General features: G+C 43.6%; 22 protein-coding genes. 17 read left to right on the top strand and 5 right to left on the bottom strand.

The annotated features are described in order from the left end of the window. The first annotated feature begins 172 nt into the window (after positions 1 to 172). From ACIPK1_RS14590 to ACIPK1_RS14655, 14 genes are all read left to right on the top strand, one after another. Positions 173 to 1,723, top strand: coding sequence for an IS1182 family transposase (locus ACIPK1_RS14590; protein WP_087665201.1), 1,551 nt, complete (start codon positions 173 to 175; stop codon positions 1,721 to 1,723). Positions 1,724 to 2,196: 473 nt separating this feature from the next. Beyond that, complete coding sequence (locus tag ACIPK1_RS14595) at positions 2,197 to 3,111, top strand: sugar ABC transporter permease (protein WP_005232278.1); 915 nt, start codon at positions 2,197 to 2,199, stop codon at positions 3,109 to 3,111. Between the two features lie 22 nt (positions 3,112 to 3,133). After that, complete coding sequence (locus ACIPK1_RS14600) at positions 3,134 to 4,027, top strand: carbohydrate ABC transporter permease (RefSeq protein ID WP_005232275.1); 894 nt, start codon at positions 3,134 to 3,136, stop codon at positions 4,025 to 4,027. 65 nt (positions 4,028 to 4,092) lie between these two features. Beyond that, a complete protein-coding gene (locus tag ACIPK1_RS14605) occupies positions 4,093 to 5,724 on the top strand; it encodes an extracellular solute-binding protein (protein ID WP_196043687.1) in 1,632 nt (543 codons plus the stop codon). Between the two features lie 37 nt (positions 5,725 to 5,761). Further along, complete coding sequence (locus ACIPK1_RS14610) at positions 5,762 to 6,463, top strand: DUF624 domain-containing protein (RefSeq protein WP_301389248.1); 702 nt, start codon at positions 5,762 to 5,764, stop codon at positions 6,461 to 6,463. A gap of 119 nt (positions 6,464 to 6,582) precedes the next feature. Continuing rightward, positions 6,583 to 7,599, top strand: coding sequence for a serine hydrolase (locus ACIPK1_RS14615; protein WP_080555194.1), 1,017 nt, complete (start codon positions 6,583 to 6,585; stop codon positions 7,597 to 7,599). 45 nt (positions 7,600 to 7,644) lie between these two features. Beyond that, a complete protein-coding gene (gene manA / locus ACIPK1_RS14620) occupies positions 7,645 to 8,598 on the top strand; it encodes a mannose-6-phosphate isomerase, class I (protein WP_172634723.1) in 954 nt (317 codons plus the stop codon). 199 nt (positions 8,599 to 8,797) lie between these two features. Next, positions 8,798 to 9,937, top strand: a complete 1,140-nt coding sequence (locus tag ACIPK1_RS14625) for a cysteine desulfurase family protein (RefSeq protein WP_005232265.1) — start codon at positions 8,798 to 8,800, stop codon at positions 9,935 to 9,937. Positions 9,938 to 10,005: 68 nt separating this feature from the next. After that, positions 10,006 to 10,347, top strand: a complete 342-nt coding sequence (locus tag ACIPK1_RS14630; RefSeq protein ID WP_005232263.1) for a DUF1831 domain-containing protein — start codon at positions 10,006 to 10,008, stop codon at positions 10,345 to 10,347. 177 nt (positions 10,348 to 10,524) lie between these two features. Continuing rightward, complete coding sequence (locus ACIPK1_RS14635) at positions 10,525 to 11,370, top strand: aldo/keto reductase (RefSeq protein WP_005232262.1); 846 nt, start codon at positions 10,525 to 10,527, stop codon at positions 11,368 to 11,370. 41 nt (positions 11,371 to 11,411) lie between these two features. Next, on the top strand, positions 11,412 to 12,017 hold the full coding sequence (locus tag ACIPK1_RS14640) for a metallophosphoesterase (protein ID WP_005232261.1): 606 nt from the start codon (positions 11,412 to 11,414) through the stop codon (positions 12,015 to 12,017). 205 nt (positions 12,018 to 12,222) lie between these two features. After that, complete coding sequence (gene amaP / locus ACIPK1_RS14645) at positions 12,223 to 12,786, top strand: alkaline shock response membrane anchor protein AmaP (RefSeq protein ID WP_005232260.1); 564 nt, start codon at positions 12,223 to 12,225, stop codon at positions 12,784 to 12,786. An 11-nt stretch (positions 12,787 to 12,797) separates the two neighbouring features. After that, positions 12,798 to 12,992, top strand: a complete 195-nt coding sequence (locus ACIPK1_RS14650; RefSeq protein WP_005232259.1) for a DUF2273 domain-containing protein — start codon at positions 12,798 to 12,800, stop codon at positions 12,990 to 12,992. 56 nt (positions 12,993 to 13,048) lie between these two features. After that, positions 13,049 to 13,567, top strand: coding sequence for an Asp23/Gls24 family envelope stress response protein (locus ACIPK1_RS14655; RefSeq protein ID WP_005232258.1), 519 nt, complete (start codon positions 13,049 to 13,051; stop codon positions 13,565 to 13,567). 86 nt (positions 13,568 to 13,653) lie between these two features. On the opposite strand, the gene ACIPK1_RS14660 is transcribed toward ACIPK1_RS14655, so the two are convergent. Next, on the bottom strand, positions 13,654 to 14,367 hold the full coding sequence (locus ACIPK1_RS14660; protein WP_005232255.1) for a C39 family peptidase: 714 nt from the start codon (positions 14,365 to 14,367) through the stop codon (positions 13,654 to 13,656). Between the two features lie 368 nt (positions 14,368 to 14,735). Here ACIPK1_RS14660 and mnmA point away from each other — a divergent pair, with 368 nt between their 5' ends. Beyond that, positions 14,736 to 15,854 carry a tRNA 2-thiouridine(34) synthase MnmA gene (gene mnmA, locus ACIPK1_RS14665; protein WP_026008140.1) on the top strand — a complete coding sequence of 373 codons (1,119 nt, stop codon included), beginning with the start codon at positions 14,736 to 14,738 and terminating at the stop codon, positions 15,852 to 15,854. A gap of 539 nt (positions 15,855 to 16,393) precedes the next feature. Here mnmA and ACIPK1_RS14670 read toward each other — a convergent pair. After that, positions 16,394 to 17,254 carry an AAA family ATPase gene (locus ACIPK1_RS14670; RefSeq protein WP_400451244.1) on the bottom strand — a complete coding sequence of 287 codons (861 nt, stop codon included), beginning with the start codon at positions 17,252 to 17,254 and terminating at the stop codon, positions 16,394 to 16,396. A 312-nt stretch (positions 17,255 to 17,566) separates the two neighbouring features. On the opposite strand from ACIPK1_RS14670, the gene ACIPK1_RS14675 reads away from it, so the two are divergent. Beyond that, positions 17,567 to 17,944 carry a DUF1033 family protein gene (locus ACIPK1_RS14675; protein ID WP_005227251.1) on the top strand — a complete coding sequence of 126 codons (378 nt, stop codon included), beginning with the start codon at positions 17,567 to 17,569 and terminating at the stop codon, positions 17,942 to 17,944. Further along, positions 17,877 to 19,949: a DNA topoisomerase III gene (locus ACIPK1_RS14680; protein ID WP_400451247.1), complete on the top strand. Its 2,073-nt coding sequence runs from the start codon at positions 17,877 to 17,879 to the stop codon at positions 19,947 to 19,949. Before ACIPK1_RS14675 ends, ACIPK1_RS14680 begins: the two co-directional genes overlap by 68 nt. A 77-nt stretch (positions 19,950 to 20,026) precedes the next feature. On the opposite strand, the gene ACIPK1_RS14685 is transcribed toward ACIPK1_RS14680, so the two are convergent. The 3 genes from ACIPK1_RS14685 to ACIPK1_RS14695 are packed head-to-tail and all read right to left on the bottom strand — an operon-like array spanning position 20,027 to position 24,021. Next, positions 20,027 to 21,580, bottom strand: a complete 1,554-nt coding sequence (locus ACIPK1_RS14685; RefSeq protein WP_005232247.1) for a response regulator — start codon at positions 21,578 to 21,580, stop codon at positions 20,027 to 20,029. Continuing rightward, on the bottom strand, positions 21,558 to 23,006 hold the full coding sequence (locus tag ACIPK1_RS14690) for a sensor histidine kinase (protein ID WP_400451249.1): 1,449 nt from the start codon (positions 23,004 to 23,006) through the stop codon (positions 21,558 to 21,560). Before ACIPK1_RS14690 ends, ACIPK1_RS14685 begins: the two co-directional genes overlap by 23 nt. 10 nt (positions 23,007 to 23,016) lie before the next feature. Beyond that, entirely contained in the window at positions 23,017 to 24,021 is a 1,005-nt protein-coding gene (locus ACIPK1_RS14695; RefSeq protein WP_194199303.1) for an ABC transporter substrate-binding protein, read from the bottom strand. Positions 24,022 to 24,073: the final 52 nt, after the last annotated feature.

Below are 24,073 nucleotides of genomic sequence, written 5' to 3' on the forward strand. Positions count from 1 at the left end.
AAGTAAAACAAAAACCAGTTAAGCACGCTGCCTAACTGGTTATGACTAAATTTTCAGTTGTATTTTTCTCTACCAACACTAAATGTCGAAGAGCCGGTTTTTTGGGTAAAATAAAAAGGAGCATCGGTTGCCGCCAATGCCCCATCATTTAATCCTGAAAGGACTAAACAAAATGTATACTAATTATAACATGAATCAACTCACTTTGGATCTATCTACTTCATTTTCTCCAAAAGAAAATCATGTCGCCGTTTTTATCCATGAACTGGTTGAAGCGCTTCAGATTAATGACCCGTATCTTTTTGGTCGACCAAGAGAATATGATTTAGGTGCCATGATGAAGTTGGTTCTTTTTGCGTATACGCGAGAAACCTTTACAAGTCGCAAGATTGAACGTTTAGCTGAAGAAAACCTATATGCTCGCTGGTTGACGCAAGAACGGGTTCCGACTTATCGAACGATCGCCCGTTTTTGTGTATCTAACGATGTGCAGGAGTTGACTAATAAAGGCTTAGATCAGTTGACAGAGTATCTGCGTGCACGGAATCTGATTGATGATGCGTTGTTTATTGACGGTACAAAAATCTTGGCAGATGCGAATAAGTACAGCTTTGTCTGGAAGAAAAACACGATCCGATTCGATCAAATGAATCGCGAAAAACTGCTTACTATGATGACGGAACTAAGAGAAGCGTATGCCCTGAAACAGATTCCCGAAGGGACGACCTTGACAGTAGACATGATAGATGAACTGTTAACACGGATGGAACTACGTCTGGAAGAACTAGAAAAAGAAGTTGAGGCAACGAAACGTCTTTCGCCAAATCCAGCGAAACAACAACGGCGAACGTTGAAAAGCCAAGTACGCAAATTAAATACAAAACGAGAAAAAGTTCTGGAACATCAAACGCAGTTTTCTACTTATGGGACAAGAAACAGTTATTCAAAAACTGATCATGATGCGACATTCATGCGCGTAAAAGAAGACCCTATGAAAAATGGCCAACTTAAGCCTGCGTATAACCTGCAAATCGCTACTTGTAATCAATTTGTACTCGGCTACGATGTCTTTCAAAACCCAACAGACACTAAGACACTGAAACCATTACTGGAAAAGATGAAGATTGCACAAAAGTCCCCTCATTATTTGGTCGCCGATGCAGGCTATGGTTCAGAAAGCAATTACCGCTATATAGAAGATGAACTTCCCCAACATACTGCACTGATTCCTTATGGAACGATGTTTAAAGAACAAAGCAAGAAATGGCAGACAGATGATCGGAAAGTAATGAATTGGGATTATGAGCCTAAGGAGGACTTTTACATCGACCCCAAAGGGGTACGATTCAATTTTCATGCTTACCGTCAACGAACAGATGCGGATGGCTTTATCCGAGATTTTAAAGAATACCAAGCAGAAAAAACGGATGCGAACCAAGCGCTCATTCCTGAAGCCTTAACCCCAAAGGGGAATCGCAGAAAGATCACTGTAAATCCGTCTTGGGAATACCATAAAGAAAAACAAAAAGAGCGCTTATCAACGCCTGAAATTCAAAAAATATATGGTCGGAGAAAGATCGACGTGGAAACAGTCTTCGGATTTATGAAGGCTTGTTTGGGTTTCACTCGATACACGGTTAGGGGCTTAGAAAAAGTCAGAAAACAGACGGGTTTACTCATTACGGCAATCAATATGATGAAATTGACAAAAATAGGTACTTGAACTACCCAAAATGAATAAAAAAAACAAGGAGCACTCGAAAAATCACATGATTTTCGAGTGCTCCTTATATTTTAGAGAGCGTAACTAGTTAACTTATGTCACGCCCCCTTTTTTTTGTCAAAAAAAGAAACTTTTGTTTTTATTTCGCACGAAAGAGTGTAAAAAACTGTTACATCGATTCGAAGACCAATCATTGAAAAAACGGTAGTTTATCTGCACTAGTAGAACAGGTCCAATCTATTTTGAATTTCTTATTTAGTTATTTAATATTTGAAACGCCTGTCTTAAAACTTAATATAATAGCCATTATGATTCAAAAATCGCAAACATTATATTGAATTGTGGTTATTCTTAATTTATAATAAAAAAGAATCGAGATTCGATGGCTCTGGACGCAGAGGTTATTTGTTGTTATTAATGTATGCGGTTTCTTTTGGTGGTGAGCAGTAACGGGAAGACAAGGAGTAGATGTGATGGAAAAAAAGTGGATACACCGATATTTTGCTCAGTGGGATCTGCAGATGATGGTACTGCCGGCGATTTTACTGGTAGGCATTTTTAGCTATATCCCAATGTACGGGATTTTGATGGCGTTTCAACAGTACAATATTTTTGAAGGTATGACAGGCAGTCCATGGATCGGCTTTGATAATTTTCGGCGCTTTTTTAGTGAACCACGTTTTTGGGAAATTTTACGGAATACCATTATGATCAGTGTGCTAAAGATTGCTATTTGTTTTCCAGCACCGATTTTGCTGGCGTTGATGCTTAACGAGGTCAAGAACGTTGCATTCAAACGTGTGGTGCAGACGATTACTTATCTCCCGCACTTTTTATCATGGGTGATCGTGGCGGGGTTTACGATGTCGATTTTATCGATGGATAACGGTAGCTTAAATATTGCTTTGGAAAGTTTAAACCTGATCGATGAACCAATCAACTTTTTATCGATCCCTCGCTATTTCTGGACGATCATCGTTACGACAAATCTTTGGAAATCGATTGGCTTTGGCTCGATCGTCTATATGGCAGCCATTGCTGGGATCGATCCGCAGTTGTATGAAGCAGCATCCTTAGATGGTGCGACGAAATTTCAGCAAGTTTTTTTGATCACGTTGCCTTCGATCGTTCCAATCATTACGATCTTCTTGATCTTAGAAATTGGCAACTTGTTGAATGCGGGCTTTGAAGATTTGCTTTTACTGGGGAGCAATCCAGCTCTTAGAAATGTGGCGGATGTCATTGATACCTATGTGTATCGGGTAGGGATCAGCAACTCTCAATATTCATACGCAACAGCTGTTGGTTTGTTCAAAGCAGTCATTAGTGTCACTCTTTTGAGCGGAGCAAACTTTTTCGCACGCAAAGTGGGTCACAGCTTATGGTGATCAGCAGAGGAGGAAATGAACAATGAAGAAAAATTGGGGCGACCAAGCGATGATGATTTTTATCTACCTTTTCTTGATAACGCTTGCATTCTTGACATTTTATCCCTTCTGGAATTCACTGGTGATTTCCTTTAATTCTGGACGTGACACGGTGACCGGTGGGATCACGTTTTGGCCAAGAGAATTTACGTTGGAAAACTATCAGATCGTCTTTCAAGATCAGCGCTTGATGAATGCCTTTTTCATCAGTGTCTTACGGACAGTGATCGGGACGTTTTCATCGATCATGCTGACAGCGATGGCAGCATATGGAATGTCAAAAAGAGAACTGATAGGGCGAAAATTTATTACGATTTTTTTCATCCTCACGATGTTCTTCAGCGGCGGCTTGATTCCAACTTTTTTAGTGGTACGTTCACTTGGACTGATGGATTCTTTTTGGGTAATGATCATTCCTGGTCTGATCAGTGTTTGGAATATGATCATCTTCCGTACGTTCTTTCAGCAACTGCCGAAAGGATTGGAAGATTCAGCGAAAATTGATGGTTGTGGTTATTGGGGCACGTTTTTCCGAATCATTTTGCCGTTATCAGGTCCAGTCATTGCCACTTTGTCGCTATTTACCGCCGTTGGGCATTGGAATGATTGGTTTATGCCAAGCATCTACATTACTTCAGATCATCTGATTCCCTTGCAGACCTTTTTGCAACGAGTCTTGAATTCGAACACGGTGAGTTCGCAAATGAGTCAAATCGATTCTGGCTCAGCAGCACGTTTGGCGGAAATGACTGGTGTCACAGGAAAATCCTTGTCGATGGCGATCATGATGGTGGCGACTTTGCCGATCGTAATGGTTTATCCGTTTGTCCAAAAGTATTTTGTAAAAGGTGTATTGATTGGTTCGTTGAAAGATTAGCAGAGCAGGAGGAACTCTCTTGATTAGAGGAGAGAAGGAACGAAACGTTGAAAGGGGATAAAAGAATGAAAGCAAAGGTATTAAAAGGCGTGCTGTCAGTGACTGCGATGAGTCTCTTACTGGCTGCTTGCGGCAGTGAGTCAGGGACAAAAGAAAGTGATGGGGCGGCAGCGAATGACCGTGACAGTTCGGAGGTCTTTGAATTAGGTAGTGAACCGTTGGAGATCACGATGTTTGGTAATTATGATTGGTACACGATGGATCGTTGGGGAGATGATCCAGCAACTGCTGCTATCAAAGAACTGACCAAGGTAGATATTCGCGCAATCGATGGTGGCGGGAATGCAGCACAGCGGCTAAGCACAATGATCGCTGGCGATGATCTACCTGATTTTATTTGGCTTGATCGAGGGTCGGATGTGGAACGGCTGCGAGAAGCGGGTGCCCTAGTGCCATTTGATGATTACTTGGATAAGTATCCAAACTTGAAAGAATGGGCGGGAGAAGACATCCTGAACATGCTTCGTTCAGAAGACGGCAAACTTTATCAGTTTCCCAACTGGTATAGCTCGGAGCCTTTCGGGAATGCCGGTTATGTCGTCAATAAAGAGATCCATGATGCTTTAGGTGCGCCAGAATTGAAAACAACAGAGGATCTTTATGAGTATTTGAAAGAAGTTCAAACAGAGTTTCCTGATGTCATTCCATTTGAAACAGATGTCAGCGGACAAGGGATCAATGTCTTGTACTCAGCATTTGCAGAAGGGCGTTCACCAGCAGATATCCGCATTCGCGCTGTTCCTGAAGGCGACGTATTGACCTCGATCTTTGCCAATGAAAACTACGTAGAATCGATTGAATATGCGTCAAGACTGTACCGTGAGCGCTTGATGACCCAAGATACCTTGACCCAAGATGCAGATATGGTGGCAGAAAAAGTAACCAGTGGTCGTGTAGCTGTCTATGCGGCTGCCAGCCCGTCCAACCATGCTCGCGATGCCCATTACATCTTGCAAGAACAAAATCCAGATGCGGGGTATTTCTATATCGAGCCGATTGCAAAACCAGGACTAGATCCTGACAATATTTTCCCAGGTTCCTATGAAATGCTAGGGTGGAATGTCAGTGTCATTACTAGAAATGCAGAAGACCCAGAAAAAGTCTTTGCCTTCTTAGACTGGTTGACAGGACCGTTGGGCCAATCGATCTTGATGTTTGGTCCAGAAGGCCAGTATTGGGATGGCTTTGACGAAGAAGGCTATACGCAATTTACGGATGCCTATGCAGAAGACAGTGCAGGCGTTTCGGAGATTGAGCAAGCAACTTCAAGTTTCCAATGGAACGGCAACTCCGCCTTTTTAGACAATACCAAAACAAAATTTGAACTGAATCTTCCAGAAGATCAAATGAACTGGGCAACGAAATGGCAGCATGCTATTACTTGGGACACGCAAAAAGACGACACGGAATTTGCGGCGATCAACCCGATGCCAGACTCACCAGAAGGAATCATTCAGCAACGGATCAACGATATTTTTGAAGAAGCCAATGCTTCAGCGATCTTTTCTGACAGCGATGAAGAAGTGCGTGCCATCTTTGCTGAGGCGGAAGCCCAAGCACAAGCAGCGGGCTATCAAGAGTTGCTGGATTATCAAACAGAGAAATGGCAGCAAAATCTACAAAACTTAGCCCGCTAGAGGGTAAATCAGCTGATTAGAGAAAGGAGGCGGACTGATGGGAAATGAACGATGGTATCGTTGGTATGGTGCCAGTCAAGCGATAGCTAGTATGTTGCTTTTGAATGGCTACTGGTTACTGTTCAATCTGCCCGTTCTATTGCTAGCTTTGGGGCTGATTTTCCCCAGCTCTCCTCGTCAGTTTCTTTTCTCTTTGATTGGTTTGATCATTAGTTTTCCTAGCATTCTTTTTCCAGCGACCTTTGCTTTATTTGGCGTCATGCGGCGCTGGTTGTACTATCAAGAACCACGACAGGCCATCGGAGGGACCTTTTGGCGGCTCTATCGGGAAAATTATCGGCGCAGTGTTGCCGCAGGCCTCTTTTTCGGTAGTCTCGCTTTGCTGCTGTTAGGCTTTTATCGTCAAATCGATTCCTTTCAGCTCCCCTTATTGGCTGTCGGCTATTTGTTTTTAAGTAGCATTTTACTCGTGTGGTTGCTGTATTTTATCTGCGACAGTGTGCATTTGGCGGCACCCATGCGGATTGCCTTGATCAAAAGCTTTTTCATCATCTTTTGGGCACCGTTGCAGACGCTGATGTTGCTAGGGCTGTTGAGTGGCATCGCTTTACTGCTTGTCTTGATTCATCCCTTACTCGCTGGACTGATCTTAGGTGTACTAGGCAGTCAATGTGCGTGTTACAGTTATTTGAGAATCATCCAAAAGGCGCAAGCAAAAGCTGCACCAGCCGATGAGTAATCTATGTAATACTGATTAGAAAAAAATCTGAAAACTATCCTTAATGGGTAGTTTTTTTCATTGGCGAAAAGTGCTAAAGTTAGAAGCAAGACAAGCCTGAAAGGAGCGAGTATGGAATGATGACAATGTACCCAGAAACAGTACAGCTCATTCAAGAAAAAATGCCGACCGTTTTCCCAGGAGCGGTGCTGCGTTTTATCGCCGGTGAAACCCAAGAGACACAGGTATTCGGACAGGCAGCGCTTCTTCCGAAAACCGAACCCATGACGAAAGATCATTTGTTTGATTTAGCCTCATTGACGAAAGTCATTTGTACAACCACCGTCCTGTTAAAATTGTGGGATCAAGGGAAAATCGAGATGGAGGCACCGCTTACTCGTTGGTTGCCAGCGTTTAAAGACGATCGGGTAACGATCAAGCACTTGCTGACGCATACGGCAGCCATCAACACGTGGATTCCCCATCGAGACCAGTTGGGTGCTGCTGCTTTGCGCAAGGCGTATTTGCAGCTTGAAAGCAGTGATACGATCGGTCAAACGGTCAACTATACGGATACTGGTACGATTTTGCTGGGCTTTTTATTGGAGGAGCTGTATCAAAAACCAGTGACCGAGATTTTTCAAGAAGAAGTCTTGACGCCTTTAGGCATGAAGAACAGCGGCTTTCCGCCTTTTCCTCCTTCACAGCTGCCATTGATCGTGCCTACCCAGCAGCAGCCAGACGGCAGTATCCTTAGAGGAATCACCCATGACCCAAAAGCACGAGTGCTGGGAAACCATGCCGGCAACGCCGGGTTGTTTTCTACCGTGGATGATTTGACGCTGTTCGTTCAACTGTTATTGGCAAATGGTCAGCAGCAAGGGGCGCCGCTTTTCTCAGAAAAAGTGATGCAGGCGCTGGCTCAGAGGCAGACGCCTGAAAGCACAAAGCCCCGCACCTATGGCTGGGACTTATTGGGTGCGCCGTACCAATTATTTCATACAGGCTATACAGGCACGTTTCTCGCAGTAGATATTCCTAACAAAAAAGCGTTTATTTTCTTATCGAATCGGGTCCATCCAGTGGATCATCGAGAAAGCTACTTGGGTCATCGTGACGAAATCCTGCAATGTTACTTAAAAGAATCTGCCGAATAAGCGGATTCATGCTATAATATGCACGAACAACTAGAGAGGGGAACAATTATGGAACCATTGTTTATGAAACCTGTTTTTCAAGAAAAAATTTGGGGCGGCAGTCGCCTGCATTCTGTTTTTGGTTTTGATTTACCGAGTGACAAGATCGGTGAAGATTGGGCGATCAGTGCGCATCCTCATGGGGTGAGCGTCATTGAAAATGGTCCGTTTAAAGGCAAAACATTGGCGGATCTTTGGCAAGACCATCAAGAACTGTTTGGACATTCAGACGAACCAGTCTTTCCATTATTAATTAAAATTCTAGACGCGGAAGATGATCTATCCGTTCAGGTCCATCCTGATGACACGTATGGGCTAGCCCATGAAGGGGAATTAGGGAAAACGGAATGCTGGTACATTATTGATGCCGAACCAGGTGCGGAAATCATTTATGGCCACCACGCACAAACCAAAGAAGAACTTGCGGAAATGATCGAAGCGGGTCGTTGGGATGATTTGTTAACAAAAGTCCCTGTGAAAAAAGGGGATTTCTTCTATGTGCCAAGTGGAACGATCCATGCCATTGGGAAAGGGATCATGATCTTAGAAACCCAACAAAGCTCGGATACGACTTATCGGGTGTACGACTATGATCGTACTGATGATCAAGGACAAACACGGGAGCTGCATATCCAACAATCAATCGATGTGACGACGATTCCTGCACGGACGCCAGAATTATCGATCCGTGAAGTCAAACAAGGACAATCAGCAGTCGTTACCTATCTTGAAACGCCATTTTTCAATGTGTATGAATGGGAAGTACATGGGAAATTATCTTTGGCACAAAAGGCCGATTATACCTTGATGACTGTGATCGATGGGTATGGGCAGTTGATGATCGACGGTCATTCCTATGAACTAAAAATGGGCACGAGCTGCATTTTGCCAAACCCGATCAAGAAATGGGAATTGGTTGGTGAATTGACTGTCATTGCCTCTGAACCTGGAAAAAAATAAAACGATCAGTAAGTGACGTGATTCGCACAAGCAAAACAGCACACGTTCCTGATTTTTCGTAAGGCTGAACGCGTTCAGCTGCCTGTCATCATTGGCGATTTTTCCGCTTTTGACTGACAGGTTTTTTCGTATGGACACTCACGATAGACGTCTGAGGAAGATTTGTTATAATGGCAGTAATGAAGGATAGGTGAAAAGAATGGTTTACTTAGATCATGCAGCAACGACACCGCTGCACCCAGAAGTGATCAAAGTGATGAGTGAAACGATGCAGACATTTTTTGGCAATCCATCAAGCATTCATCATTATGGTCGAGACGCCCACACCCAATTAGAATTGGCTCGTCAAGCGATCGCTCAGCAGCTAGGGGTCAAGGAACATGAGATCATTTTTAACAGTGGAGGTACCGAAAGCGATAATACAGCGATCATCGGTATAGCCCTTAGCAAACAAGCACAAGGCAAACATATCATTACAACCCAGATCGAACATCCGGCGGTCATTGAGAGTATGCGCTATTTAGAAGGCTTAGGCTTTGAGGTGACCTATTTGCCAGTAGATCAAAAGGGGCAATTGGCCGTCAGTGAAGTTGAGGCTGCCTTACGTTCCGATACGATTTTAGTATCCATAATGACGGCAAACAATGAAACGGGCAATTTGCTACCGATTGCAGAAATTGGCGCCCTTTTACGGGAGCATCCCGCTGTTTTTCATACCGATGCCGTGCAAGCTTATGGCAAGATCCCTCTTGAAATCAATGAAAATAGCATTGATCTCTTAAGCATTTCCGCTCACAAAATCAACGGACCAAAAGGGATCGGCTTTTTGTATAAACGAGATGGATTGTCGCTACCTGTGCTACTCCATGGTGGCGAACAAGAAGAAAAACGGCGAGCAGGGACGGAAAACTTGGCAGCCATCATGGGGATGGCCAAAGCAGCTTCTTTGCATACCCCCGAAGCACAGCAAGCAGCGGCTGAACAATATCAACTGTTTGCCGATGTGCTGATGGAGACCTTAGCAGCACAAGGCGTTGATGTTCAGTTGAATGGTGATCCAGCACACAAATTGCCCCATATTTTGAATCTGCGTTTCCCAGGGGTCAGCAGTGACTTGTTACTGATGAAATTGGACTTAAAAGGAGCCGCCATCTCGACAGGCAGCGCTTGTACGGCGGGCAATGTTGAACCCTCCCATGTGCTAGAAGCGATGGTAGGCAAAGAGCATCCAGCTATCCGGGAATCGGTCAGAGTCAGCTTTGGCTATGGCAACACATTGGCGGAAATCGAAGCATTTGCTCAGCTATTAGCAGAAACTGTCTTAGCAACGAAAAAGTAGGAGAACAGCTAGCAATCTCGCTGAAAACTATTTATAATGAAAGAAATGATGTTAAAGAGGTGAAGAACATGGCATTTGAAACAACAGCAACCGTTTTAGGCGCAGCAACCCAATACCGCATTGCTCCTGAAGCAAAAAAATATACGTTGCGGGACAATGGCTTTACAGAAACGAACGGCGGCAACTTCCAATTGATTCGTGGCCTTGAAGCAACACCCCAAAGCAAAGAAGGATTTAAATTAAAAATCACTGTTGCAAAAGATCTGCAAACCTTCAAGATGTCCATCACGACAGCCAATGGATTAAAAGCAGTCAATATTTTCAAAGATGAACAGCACAAAATGCTGCAAGAAAAATTTTACTTTTTAATGGATGGTTTTATCAGCCGCGGGTTGTTTGTCAAAGCGTAAGCTTTTGTCAAAAGCAGCTATACCGTTCAAAGGGCAAGAAGTGTGTCACTCCGCCAAGCAGGCAAGGGATTGATACACTTCTTTTGTATCTTTGCCGGTTTCTTTTTATACTAAAGAAAACAAACCTAAGCCGTTCTCAGAAAGTGGATACGTTGAGACGAGAAAGAAGGAATCCAGATGAAACGAACCTTAAACAAGCAATCCGTGTTAGCCGTTGGAATGGGGACTTGGCATATGGGGGATGACCCAGCTAAGGAAAAAGCCGAGATCGATGCGCTGCAAGCGGGCATCAAAGCCGGAGCGGCTGTCATCGATACCGCAGAAATGTACGGCGAGGGAAACGCAGAAACGCTAGTTGGCAAAGCGATCCAGCCCTTTACACGAGGGGATCTTTATTTGATTTCAAAAGTTTATCCCTGGAATGCCTCCACCGATGAATTGCCAAAAGCTTTAGACCGCAGCTTAGCGCGTTTAGGCACCGACTATCTTGATCTGTATCTGTTGCACTGGCGAGGGGATGTGCCGTTAGCAGAAACAGTTGACGCACTAGAAGCTGCCAAAGCCTCTGGAAAGATCCGTGCATGGGGCGTCTCTAATTTTGACGTGGCAGATATGGAGGAGCTGTTGCGGTTAGAAAACGGCGATCAATGTGCCGCCAACCAAGTACTCTATAATTTAGGTGCCCGGGGGATCGAATACGATCTTTTGCCTTGGCAGGCAGAGACGGAGATTCCGGTGATTGCCTACTCACCCATTGCTCAAGGCGATCGGCTAGGGCACCACTTCAAAAATGATGAAGTGTTGAAAGAGCTGGCAGAAGCCAAAGGCTGCACGATTTTTCAGCTGCTTTTGGCATGGACCCTTCGACAACCCCACGTCTTAGCGATCCCCCAAACCAGTGACTCGCTGCATATGCTGCAGAACATTGAAGCTGCCAAAATCGTTTTTTCCAAAAGCGAATTGGCGATAATCGATGCACGTTTTCCTACACCGACGAAAAAGCAGCCGTTAGCGATGATTTAAAGACACAGATCACAGAAAAAGCAGTAAAGTAAGGAGCGACTATGAAATTTTTTACGTCTGATACCCATTATTTTCATGCAGCCTTGCTCGGGGACAATGACTTTGCCCCACGCCCCTTTGAGACAGTGACGCAAATGCATGAAACGATGATCGCCAGCTGGAATGAGGTGGTTGCGGATAAAGATGTCGTTTATCATTTAGGGGATGTCGCGATGCACCCTGCTTATGAAGCAGGCTTTCCAGAAATTGCTGCGCTGTTAGCACAGCTGCAGGGCAAAATCGTTTTTATCAAAGGCAATCATGATACTCGGGCTTTCTTTGCGTACTTGCGCAAGCATGATCCTGGTTGTTTGGGAGCCCAAAAGTATGCGTTTGAAGATGTGGGTGTCTTGCTGAAGTTTGCTCATCAGCAATTTTTACTAACCCATTATCCTATGCTGCTGGGGATCACCAAAAACAGCCGCAATCTGCATGGGCATATCCATCATCATAGTGTACCAATCGCTGAGAATCTCAACGTAGGAGTCGATGCACCGGAATTGGCGTTTCTGCCGCAGCCGCGTCCCTTCGGTCGACCAGTTTCCGAAAATGAACTGGCGGTGCTACATCATGCAAAGCAACAAGAACTTGCCAAGCTAGCTCGTTAACAGATAACAAGAAAAGCAAGCGTCAAGACAACGTCGGACGGCTTGCTTTTTTTGTGATGACTTTGACAGCAAGCTTTGATTAAGGAAATTTTTTTGATAAAAATAAACTTTATATGTAAAAAATAATCGATTCCAAGAGTTATTATTTGATGGATATTTAAGAAATGTGTATGCTTTAAGTAGAAAGCAGTAAAGGAGGTTGCCAATGCGTAAGATTTCTAAAGTGATTTTTATCATCGGATTACTTTTACTCTTACTTGTCTTTTATTTTGGGATCATCGCCAATCAGCAAGCGGCTTCATTGCCTGTTTACTTGATTCCTTTGGATGAATATCCTTGGGTCGGATCTTCCATGAGTATGCTGCTCTTTTGGTTATCTGTTGGCTTTGCTATTTTTACAGTGATCGCACTCTTTGTCGTTTTGTTTTATCCAAAACGCTCAGACCGCTTGATCATTCCCCATAAGACAGGCGATTTAGTGATTCAGAAGAAGGCGTTAGAGCATTTTGTGCTCGAGCGGGTGAAACAAGCAGATTTCATCCATCAGCCATCGGTAAAAATCAAAATCGTCAAGAATAAAGTAGCGGTAAAAATCGATGGAGAAATGAAACAAACAGCAGCCATCCCGCAAAAACAAGAAGCTTTGGTTGGTGAGATCAGCAGCAGTCTGCAGCAGCTTTTCGGTATCGAAAGCAATATCCAAACGGAAGTTGTTTTAAAAGATACGCAAGAAACACCAGCAGCCCATGACCAACCGCGTGTAGTTTAGGAGGAACAGGTATGAGTGAATGGTTCTACCACTATAAGATCCCGCTTATCTTTGCAGGTTTCGGTTTGATCCTAGCGATCCTGTTTCTAACGATCGGCTTTTTGAAAACCATACTGCTGGTGCTATTTACGGCACTAGGTACGTATCTGGGATTTTATCTCAAAGAAGTCGGATTCTTTGAACAATTTCAAAGACCGCGCCGTTAACTTTGGTAACATTATTAGTTTAATTTATATCAAGATTATAGTAGGAGGAATGTACGATGGAAAACCAAACAAAACCAACAACAGGTGTTAAAGGAGAATTAACTTACGAAGATAAAGTGATTCAAAAAATCGTAGGCATTGCATTAGAATCTGTAGACGGACTCTTAACAGTCGATGGCGGTTTCTTCTCAAATATTGCAGGTAAATTAGTCAACACCGATGATGTGACTTCAGGGATCAACGTTGAAGTTGGGAAAAAACAAGTGGCAGTCGATCTTGATATCGTTGCAGAATATGGCAGCGACATGACCACGATCTACGACCAAATCAAAGAGGTTGTTTCAACACAAGTCAACAAAATGACGAATTTAGAAGTCATCGAAGTAAACGTGAATGTAGCAGATGTCAAAACACGTGAACAATTCGAAAAAGACTCTGAAACAGTTCAAGACAAAGTAAGCAGTGCGGCAGAAACAACTGGCGACTTTGCGTCAAAACAAACACGTAAAGCCAAAGGTGCCTTCAACCGGACAACGACGCGTATTCAAGAAAACAACGAACCACGCGTTCAATAATAGCAAGATAAGCAAAAGACTAGCTGCGGCTAGTCTTTTTTTGTCCCACAAAAGGTGTATTTTTGCAGCTTCAGCCGATCAGAACATCAAAGCCAAAAGCTCCAATAATGGATTCCTTCTGCTTGAAAGACATCGTTAGGATAGCTTTTCTCATAATGGGCTTTTTCGGGGGAATCATTAGGATCGAATACTTGAATCGTTCCTTCTTTGTTCAAAGCCAATACCATGATATGTCCGGATGTCGTAAAGGTTCCTGCTTGAACCGAGACCACAACGGGGATGCCTTGTGTCATTTTCTCATAGGTAGCCTCAAATGAATCCCCTAAATCGGCAAATTGGTAACCAAAAGCTTCGGCAAACTGAGGAAAGATTTGCCAACTCGTTCCTTGTTTGGGAAGATAAAATTGATCGCCAGCCCACTCCAATAGTTTGTCAGGATTCGGCGGACGATCCGTCCAAAAAGAATCGATCATGGCTAAAGAAGCAATAGCACACCCGTTTGCCGCAAAGGTGTTTTGCTCTTCTCCATATCCATACGTGTTATTGCCCCAGCGTTGATCGGTTTGTACAATCAACGGCAGTTGCTGCGTATCTGCCATCGCTTGTTGAAGAGCTTGATTGGCTTGGCGAGTGAACTGTTTTGAGACAAGCGCTGTCTGATCAAACGCAGCATCCCTGACCTGATCAATCACGTAATGAATGACAAAAACACCACCGATGAGAAAAAGCAGCAGTGCAAGGCTCTTTTCTTTCTTCCCATCGTTTCTCCTCGTTTTCGATATCCTTGTGTGCAATCGCATGAAATGCCCCTCCTCGTAAAGTAATATCTAAGAGAAGTATAGTCTTTTTCTAATAAGAGCATTTCTGCATTTCCTGAAGAATTTCATACGATTTTATGACAACCACCATTTGAAAAGTAAGTTGTTACTGTTTGGACAGCTGTCGATGACAGACACAAAAGCAGCGCTTCCTCTATTTGGCTGAGTGGGTGGAATAACGAACAGCAACTTCTCTCCAGATGTCTTTTCTAAAAAAGGAATTTTTAAGAAAAGACAGCAAACAGTGAAGTTTTTTGTGTTTTGTTGTATAATGCAAATTACTGAAAAGTTGCGACCTTCAAATCGTAGATGATTTCAGAATCTATAATTGAAATGATGGTGAAACGATCATGTCTAACGAAAACACCCGTGTGGTGGTTGGAATGAGTGGCGGGGTAGACTCGTCAGTAACAGCACTTTTGCTGAAAGAACAAGGGTATGATGTTGTTGGGATCTTTATGAAAAATTGGGATGATACCGATGAAAACGGTGTTTGTACCGCAACAGAAGACTACAAAGACGTAGCCAAAGTGGCTGCGCAAATCGGGATTCCTTATTATTCAGTGAATTTCGAAAAAGAATATTGGGACCGTGTATTTGAATATTTCCTTGCAGAATACCGTGCCGGACGGACACCTAATCCAGATGTCATGTGTAACAAGGAAATCAAGTTCAAAGCCTTTTTGGATTATGCGATGGATCTTGGTGCCGATTATGTAGCAACCGGCCATTATGCGCAAGTGACCGTTGATGAAAACGGCGTAACCCATATGTTACGAGGCGTGGATAACAACAAAGATCAAACGTATTTCTTAAGCCAATTGTCACAAGAACAATTGAGCAAAACCATGTTCCCATTAGGTGGCATGGAAAAATCAGAAGTACGAGCGATCGCTGAACGGGCAGGTCTAGCAACAGCCAAGAAAAAAGATTCCACTGGTGTCTGCTTTATCGGAGAAAAGAATTTCAAACAATTTTTGAGTAATTACTTGCCAGCGAAAAAAGGCAATATGGTTACATTAGATGGTGAAGTCAAAGGACAACACGATGGCTTGATGTACTACACCATTGGACAACGTCAAGGCTTAGGCATTGGCGGCGGCGGTGCCACTCAAGAACCATGGTTTGTAGTTGGAAAAGACCTAGCCACTAACACCCTGTATGTAGGGCAAGGATTCCATCATCCCGCATTGTATGCAGATCGCTTGGAAGCAAGCCAAATCCACTTTACTACAGAACAAGACCGCGGAACGGAATTTTCATGCACAGCAAAATTCCGCTACCGTCAACAAGATGTACCGGTAACCGTGCGTCTATTAGATGGAGATCGAGCAGAAGTGATTTTTGACGAACCAGTACGCGCCATCACTCCGGGACAAGCAGTCGTTTTTTATGACGGCATGGAATGCTTGGGCGGCGGTTTGATCGATGCAGCCTACAAAGAAGCCAAAGAATTACAATATGTTTAACACCTAACAAAATCAGCCCTAGCTAAGAACACTGAACCAATCAGTTGCACTTAGCTAGGGCTTTCTTTTAATCAATTCGAAAATACGACTAGAGCGAGCGCGTTCTATTTTTAAAAAATAGTCAAATTATGCTATAATTTAGTCAGAAAATGAATGTTTTTGATGCATTGGCATTTTTAAAAGAAAGGGGGAGGTGCATGAATCGTACAAGAGCCAACCTCATGAAATGAGGGGACGTTAGTGCCGTAGGGGTGGTAATGCTTCATCAGAATCAGGTCATTTCAAGCCAAATCAACGAACTTGCCTTAGCCGTACTATTTGGTTTAGTAGGGTATTTGATTGTTTTAAAAAGTTCTACTTTTTGTCCGCTCAGATTGCGGAGCATTCCGATCAGTATAACCAAGCAGAAGTCAAGTGAGGCAAAATTGTGGGAGTTGTCGCCTTCTATATTGCTCTGATCAATTTGATTTTGGTCTTTGTGTGAGTGTAGCGGAAAAAAATGCCAAAAGAAATCTTTGACGGAAAATGGTTTGCTTTGGTCATGATCGATCATCAAATTCGGCTTGATGTGCTTGAAAAAAGCGGTAATACTGCTGGACATTAGCTAACTGCGTCCACTTCCGAACATCGACAGGTGTTTGATCCAAATCATAGATTTTGGCTTCCTTTAAAGATAAAACGAAAGGACTATGAGTAGCAATAATGAATTGGCACTGTTCATAGCGGACAAAATCTTCCAGTAACTGCACTAGTTCCAGCTGACGATCAGCAGAAAGGGAATTTTCTGGTTCATCTAATAAGTAAAGGCTGTTGGGACGAATTTTTTCTTGAAAGAAGCGAAAGGCACTTTCACCATTGGAATATTCTCGGACGTTGTCGATCAAGTGCTTGCGGGTGAATTTGGACTGTGTGTTGGATCGTGCGAGATTCATTTTCTTCAATTCATGGTAATCGTCAAAACCAGTGAAACGAAAGTCCGCATACTTTGCTTGGTAGTATTCTTGAAACACTTCTTCTCGGCGATGATCGATCCCTTGGTTTAAGTTTCGAATATCCAGCATGAAGTCAAAGACGTCATCGCTGGTCAATAGCACTTTTTCTTGCGGTTCGTCGTTGCTACGAGCAGAACAGTAGGATAGATAGTCCTCGAAAAAATTCGACCGATTATACGCAGCAAAGCGCTGAGCGTGGATCTTTTCTGCAATCACGTTCAATGCAGTGGTTTTGCCAGAACCATTACCGCCATATAAAATCGTGATTGGTTCAAAATCGATCTGCTGAAAACGGCGGACACTGAGAATCTGAAAAGGGTAGTAAGAATCATAGACAGTCCGTTGGATAGAAAGGAAAAAATCAAACTCGGTTTCTTGATCGGGAAAAGTGATTTGTTCGAGATACATGGGGCACCTCCTAGCAGTTTCGTGGTTGCCATTATTGTAGCATATCCATCACAGATAAAATTTTTTTTGCGAGGTTAAAATAAATCTTGTTTGATATTTTTTTAATCTTTTCCTGTTATATTCACAACAGGAAACTTCTGTGCTAGACTATAAGGGCATAGAAATGATGTAATCTTAAGCAACCGATAAAACGTACAAAAAAACGAAGGTTTAATGAATTCTTTAAGCGATGATTAAATGCTGAAACTTATTCCTTGCAAGTTTAAGTAAAAGTGACTAATATGGGGAAGGAATCGTGAAAGGAGCAATGGAATGTATCAAGTAGTAGTCATGTATGGGGACAATGAACCGTGGTGGTTTTTTGAGGGATGGCAGTCAGATATTCAAGAGGCGTTCACATTTGCAACTTTCAGCGAGGCGCAGTCATTTTATGAACAAAAATGGCAAGAAATCAGAGAAGAGTATTCGTACATAAATGCAAAATCAAACTTTATGACGGCTTTTTGGAATGAAGAAGACGAACGCTGGTGCGAAGAATGCGACGATTACCTCCAACAATATATTGGACTGGCATTGCTCAAAGAATATCAGCAAGTCGTCGACGAAAGCAGGAAAGATTTTTATGAAACAACTAATTCTAGCGGAAAAGCCAAGCGTTGCCAAAGACCTCAGCAAAGTTTTGGGCTGTGAGCAAAAACATAAAAATTATTACGAAGGACCCAAGGCGATCGTTACTTGGGCCCTTGGTCATTTATTGGGCTTGAAAATGCCTGAAGATCTAAATAAAGACTGGGCATCATGGCAGATGGAAACATTACCGATGATCCCTAAGTCCATCGGGATCAAGCCATTGCCAAAAACCGGTCATCAACTAAAAGCCATCAAACAATTGGCTCAAAGAAAAGATGTCGGGGAAGTCGTGATCGCCACCGATGCGGGAAGAGAAGGGGAGCTAGTCGCTCGCTGGATTTTGGAGTGGGTTCGTTTTGACAAACCAGTCAAACGTTTGTGGATTTCTTCGCAAACCCCTAAAGCCATCAAAGAAGGCTTTGCAAAATTGCAGTCAGCCAAGCACTACGATAATCTTTACTACTCCGCCCTTGCGCGGGCAAAAGCCGACTGGCTGGTAGGATTGAATGTCACGCGGGCATTGACGGTCAAATATCAAGACAATCTTAGTGCGGGTCGGGTCCAAACCCCTACCTTAGCTTTGGTGCGCAGTCAGGAAATTCAGATCGAGAGTTTCCGTCCGCAAACCTATCATGTGATTACCCTAAACGTAGGTGATGCCAAGGCCCGCCTGCAACAAAAAAATCCTTATCAACTAAAAGAACGCAGTGACGCCGAAGCATTGGTCAAACAAATGAGTCAACAAAATGGTCGCGTGACAGCGATCGAAGAAAAGGTCAAAACAGAAAGTGCACCACTGCCCTACGATTTGACCGAGATCCAACGAGAAGCCAATCAGCGTTATGGGTTTTCAGCCAAGAAGACCTTGTCGCTTGTTCAAAGCTTGTATGAAACACACAAGATCGTCACTTATCCAAGGACGGATTCCAAGTATTTGACCAATGATATGAAGGCAACCATGAAGGAACGCCTGCAGGCAGTTGCGGATTTTGCCCCAGAAGTCAAAGGATACTTGAAAAACGGCGGACAAGTGGTGCAGCAAGCTGTCTTCAATGATAAAAAAGTCACGGATCACCATGCCCTGCTGCCAACGGAACAGCGGGCACGTTATGAAAAATTAACTACCGATGAACAACGGATCTATCAAATGATCGTTAGTCGTTTCTTAATGCTCTTTGCGAAACCTCACAAAAAACAGCAACAGAAAGTGACAGTGACCTTTGGTTCTGAGACCTTTGTGTTCAACCGCAATACCGTGTTAGAAGCGGGATGGAAAACGACTTCTGAAGAAGAAACCATTGACATAGCTTGGCAAAAAGGCAGTACCATCAAGCCTGAGTTCACCATCCAAAAAGAGTTGACCACACCACCGAAACCGTTGAATGAAGGAACTCTTTTAGGCAAAATGGAAAAACACAGTCTTGGTACGCCGGCAACCCGTGCGGAGATCATTGAAAAGCTGATCAAATCTGAGCTGATGGAGCGGACTCCAAGCGGCTTGCAAGTATCGCCAAAAGGCAAGCAGTTGTTAGTCTTAGTCAATCCTTCCTTGGTGACACCAGAGTTGACGGAAAAATGGGAGAAGGAACTGGAAGCCATCGCGAAAGGCACCTACTCTGCCCAAACCTTCCTCGCGCAAATCGAAGCAGACACTAAACAATTGGTTAAAGAAATCAAGCAAAGTGAGAGCAAGTACCAAGATTTCTCATTGACCCAAAAACGGTGTCCAGAATGCGGCGAACCATTGCGGGAGAAAAATACCCGTGATGGCAAGATCTATGTTTGTTCTAGTGGCACCTGCAAGTACCGTCGTCGGAAAGACCCGAAAGTTTCAAACCGACGTTGCCCGCAATGTCACCGAAAGATGGAGATCATTGAGGGCAAAAATGGCGCCTATTTCCGCTGTAAATTCGATGGGACCACCGAAAAAATGGCGGATAAAAAAGAGCGCAGCAAAAAGCTGTCGAAACACGAAGAACGCCGCTTGATGAATAAAATCAATCAAGAAGAACCGCAAGAAAGCCCATTAGCAGCTGCTTTAAAAGCTGCGATGGAGAAGAAATAACTGAATGAGGTAGAAAATAAAAAAGAGTGAGGACGATTTTGCTGTCCCTCACTCTTTTTTTGTATCCATTCATTCAACTAGGCATTTTTTTGACGGTATTCTTTCGGTGAGATACTTTCTTTCTTCTTGAACAAAAAGGAAAAATAATTTGGGTCATTATAGCCAACATCAAAGGCGATCTCAGATAGCCGTAGATTTGTCGTTAACAGCAGTTCCTTAGCTAAGGTCAATCGTTGCTCGGTCAAGTATTCGATAAACGTAGAATCAGTGGCTTGCGAGAAGATGGTGCTGAAGTGCGCCGGACTCAAATGAACTTTTTCAGCAACTACATTTAAGGAAATATTGGGATCAGAAAAGTGCTCACTGATAAAGGCTTTGGCTTGATTGATGACGCTTTGATATTTCGCCATTGCAGGATTGATGGGTTGTTTGGTCAATAGCGGCAACAGTTCTGCCAGAGTCGTTTGATAGTTCTCTGGCTCATGGGTCAATGCCGCTAGATAGTCTAAGTCATGGGCGTGCTGAACGATCTGGGGCAGCGAATGACTGTCTTTTTTCTTCAATAATGCCAGCAATTCGACCAAGACGAACAAACGGTACATTTGCGTTCGCTCAACGGTCCCTTGAGGCGCCATCAATTCATCGGTCAGCTCAGGGATCGTCTGTTTCCCAGCATTTGCCAGTCTTGAAGCAAGATCGGTTTTGAAAGGATTGGTGGGGGACAGTTCCCCTTCCCGAATGTCATCTTCATAGCTGATGATTTTTTCCTTGCGGATGCTGCCATAGGTTTTTAGCATGTCACGAGCTTTCTGATAAGAAAGAGGGATGCCCGAGAAACGATCTGCTATAGGTCCGATCGCCACTGCCACTTCTTCCCCAGAACCATGAACGAGGCTTTGAGCGATCTGATAGGCTTTTTCTAAAACTTGTTCTCGGTCATGGTCAAAAAGTAAAAACTTGATGAAGCGGCTAGAGACACTGGAGAACAAGACGGCATCATCTTGCTCATAGGCTTTGGTCAGCTGCTGGCTAAAGCGAGTGTAGTCAGAAAAACTTTGATTGAAGGGGGTTTTTGCTAACAGCACACAAAACTGTTTGCCTGAAAAGCGCCGTCCCAGTTCTTCTGCTTGCAAAAAAGCTTCTGAGATCGTGATCTTTTGTTTAAAGAGATGATTCAGAAAGTGATTTTTTTTGATTTCCATTTCGAATAAATCGTCTTCTTTGGATAATTGCTGATGGGTGGTTTGTTGTTCATCTAAGTGTTGAACGACGGTTTTGATGGCTTGTTCTAATTCTTCGTTTTTGATGGGCTTGAGTAAGTAATCGTCTGCTTGCAGCTGCAGTGCCGTTTTTGCATAGTCAAAATCATCAAAGCCGCTAACAAAAATAATGCGAACTTGCGGCAATAATTTTTTGGCTTCTTTCGCAAAGACCAAGCCATCCATAAACGGCATTTTGATATCGCTGATAATAATATCCGGACGCAGATCAAGGATCGAAGCTAGCGCCAATTCGCCATCGGCGGCTTCATCGCTATAAACGATCGGGTATTGTTTGGCGAGAGTCATGATTTGGTGGCGTAAACTATCGCGAATCAGATGTTCATCTTCAACTATGAACACTTTGTACATGGTTGGGTTCCTCCCTTTTTGGTACTGTGACGTTAATCGTGGTGCCTTCTTGGTATTGACTGTGGATCGTCAGTTGCGCTTCGCTGCCGTAGTTCAGCTGGAGACGGCGATAGACGTTATATAGGCCATAGCCGCTCTCAGAGGCGGGATCAGTGGTTTCTTTAAGGTTACGACGAATCTCCTCCAAACGGTCAGGGTCGATCCCAATGCCGTTGTCACTGATGGTCATTTGAATCTGGTGAGGCAATTCTGACACTGTAATTCGAATCATGCCGACGCGACGGACAAACTTGGTGCCATGATAAACGGCGTTTTCAACTAGAGGCTGCAGGACCATTTTCAAAACCTGCAGTTCTGAACTGACGGTTTGATCTTCGATGGTGTAAGACAGCATCCTACCATAGCGAATCTGCAAAATCTTCAAGTAATCGCCCACATGCCGCAATTCTTTTTCCAAAGGAATCCAGTCTTGCCCTTTGCTTAAGGAGATACGGAAAAAATCCGATAACGCATAGGTCATTTCCGTTGCTTGCTCGTAACGGGCAGCTTCAATCAAAGAAACGATCGCATCTAAACTATTATAGATGAAATGTGGGGTAATCTGGGCTTGTAAGACCCGCACCTCACTTTGGGCTAAGTGATACTGCTTCAAGGCATTTTCTTCCAAGAGCCGGGTCAAGTCATCTGCCATTCGATTCAAGCTACTCGTCAAGGTCCGCAGTTCTGGGGTTTCTGGCAGTTCTGCTCGGTAGCTCAAATGTCCTTGGGATAGTTCGTTGGAAAGATCTAATAACCGATCCAATGGGTCTTGCAGATTGTCCCGAACAAAGCGCCGGTTTTTATTGATGATCGCAAAGATGATCAAAAGCAACACGACTTGAAAAAGGATCAGTAACAATACCGATTGGACTAGTTCGTGATTGGTTTGGCTGGCTAAGCTGATCTCTACCCCGACGAATTGCTGCAAAATATCGGATAGCAAATCGATCACCGAATCCACTTGGATCATGACGTATTGGTTTTTTTCCACTGGTTCATCCTTGAGAATATTGTCGATCAACTGTTGCTGATAGGTTTCTAAAGAATCGAGCGTCCGAAAGGCGACCGCTAAAATATTGAGCTCTTTCGCAGTGCTGGTATTTTCTTGGATGTGTTGCAGGTCGCTCCTCAATTCCTCAATTACATTGGTTTCTTGGACTTGTGCGACGGTTTTTTGGCCGAAGACTAAGTCCCACATCTCCTCCAAGACAATGGCATCGACTTTTTCCGATAGTTGATTGGCTTCTTCAATATTGTTGATGGTATTTTGGTAAATGAAAATCTGCCGTGAGTAAAACACACTACTTAGTACGAGGGGAATAAAGGCGACGAGGATCATCAGTTTATTCGTCTGTTGAAAGATGCCCTTGATACTTTTTGTTTTCATCTTCATCTCCTCAATAATTTCTCGGTGGAATCTGATCGAAATCCATGTCACTGGAAAAAACTGTTTCATGGACATAGATTTCACGAGGAATGGCATCGGCGCCGCGAGCCAAGTAGCGAGAGATGGCATTTTTGACGAACACCCCGGCATCTGGGTTGCACTCAACGACACAATTGACCACTCCTTGCTTCAATTTATCGATCATTTCTTTTTGAGCATCGATCGATACGATCACTAAATCCTTCCCCGGCTCAATATCGGTTTTTTCTAAGGCTTCTAGGGCACCCAACGTCATCTCATCATTGTGGCTGAACAAGACATCAATCTGTTCCATTTTGCCTGCTTCGATGTATTGTTCGATGACTTCTTTGCCTTTACGGCGGATGAAATCGCCGTTTAATTCGTCTACGACTTGGATCGTCACATTGTTATGGGCATAATCACGCTTGATGGTTTCTCGGAACCCTTCTGAGCGCAAATACGTCGGGGACGTAGCATCCAGTCCCGTCAATTCTAAAACATTGACTGTTTTGTTCTCATGCTCTTTATAATAATTACTAACGTAGAGACCTGCACGATTGCCCTCGGCTTTGAAGCTTGGCCCGATATGGGTCAAAAATAAAGAGGGATCGCTGACATTGACATGTCGATCTACCACGAAAACGGGAATCCCAGCTTGGGCCGCTTCTTCCAAAATCGGTTCCCAATTGTTTTCCTGAATGGGGGTAAAGACGATGGCATCGACTTGATACACGATAAAATTACGGATATCTTGGATCTGTCGCTCTTGATTCATATAACCGTTACGATAAAGGACTTCATAGCCTTCCTTCTCTAATTCAGTGCGGATCGATTCCGTATGGCGTTTACGCCAGCTGCTTTCCGTTCCCGACTGGGAAAAACCGATCACAATACTTTCTTCCGCTGTTTCAGTGGTTGTTTCTTTGTTTGCTTGGCAACCAGCCAAGCAAGCTAGAAACAAACAGACGAACAACCCAATTTTTATATTCCTCATTTTTTTCACCTCTATGGTCTATTCTACTAAAAAATACGGAAGCGCTTTACAC

The sequence above is a fragment of the Enterococcus sp. NPDC086594 genome (assembly GCF_044746145.1).
Classification (GTDB): domain Bacteria; phylum Bacillota; class Bacilli; order Lactobacillales; family Enterococcaceae; genus Enterococcus_D; species Enterococcus_D entomosocium.